Genomic DNA, 1,125 nt, shown 5'->3' on the forward strand with positions numbered 1-1,125 from the left:
CCCGAGTTCGACACCAAATGCTGTAAGTGGTTGATTTGACTAGGTTGACCTAGTCAGCGTGCCACTACAGGAGGGATAACTGGAGTTCGTTGCTGAGCTTTTTGACCTTCAAGGCGGCCATGGTGGCGGCCTGATCTTGGTTGATGCTGGAGATGCCTGAGACAGGTGCGCCGTTGTCGATGCTGACGCTGTGGCGTTGAATGCGCCGCAGACTGGCCAGCGCGGCTTCGGGGCTCAGCGGGCTGCCAGCGAGTTTGAGGCGCTGGCGCATGACCCGGTACAGGATCAGCGCCATGAAGCAGATGCTGGCGTGGGCCTTGATGCGCTCGGGCAGACGGTGGAAGACGGGGGCGATCTCGATCTCGGACTTGAGCACCTTGAAGCCCCGCTCGATATCGGCCAAGGCCTTGTAGCGCTGCACGACCTCGGTGGCACTGAGATCGGCCACGTTGGTCACCAGCATCAGCTTGCCGTCCATGAGTGCGGCACGCTGCAGGGCCTGCGTATCGAGCGCATAGGTGAACACGTCGGACTGCAGGTCGACCTTGATGATGCGGCTGAGGTGAGCGTCGCTGACCTCGTGGAAGAAGCGCGCCTTGGCACCACTGTCGGAGAGCTTGCGACCGCGGCGCATCACGCCATCGTCTTGCGCATCGAGCTTGCCCGCCAGTTCGGCAGCGCGTACGTGCAATGCGTCGATCTTGCCTTGCCGCTGGGCCGATTGCTCCTGCGCGGTGACGGGGTCGTGGGCGATCACCAGGCGATGCTCACCCCAGCGGGTTTCCTCAATGACCTCACACGATGCGTCGGCCATCTTGGCCTGCATGGCCTGCAGGACTTCGGCGAACTCGCTATAACGCCGCCCCGGCACCGCCAGGATGAACTCCATCGGCTGGCCGCTGGGCAGCTTCAACTCAGACAGGGCGGCCACATTGTCCAGCGACAGCAGGCCTCGGTCGGCCACGATGACCAGACGGCGGATGTGCGGATACCGTTTGAGCAAGGTGCCCAGCATGGGTAGCAGCGTGGGCGCCTCCGCCGTGTTGCCAGCAAAGACCTCATGGTGGATGGGCATGCCATCGGCTGTTTGCACCACACCCAGCATGAACTGACGGGCGATCAACC

General features: G+C 62.8%; 1 protein-coding gene. It reads right to left on the reverse strand.

What is annotated here, in order from left to right; all coding sequences use genetic code 11:
- Window positions 1–64: 64 nt before the first annotated feature.
- A partial coding sequence (locus tag ABG80_RS05890; RefSeq protein ID WP_152987486.1) for an IS1634 family transposase occupies window positions 65–1,125 on the reverse strand: 1,061 nt, incomplete at its 5' end.

Origin of the sequence: Aquabacterium parvum (assembly GCF_001447195.1) — a bacterium.
Lineage (GTDB): Bacteria > Pseudomonadota > Gammaproteobacteria > Burkholderiales > Burkholderiaceae_C > Aquabacterium > Aquabacterium parvum.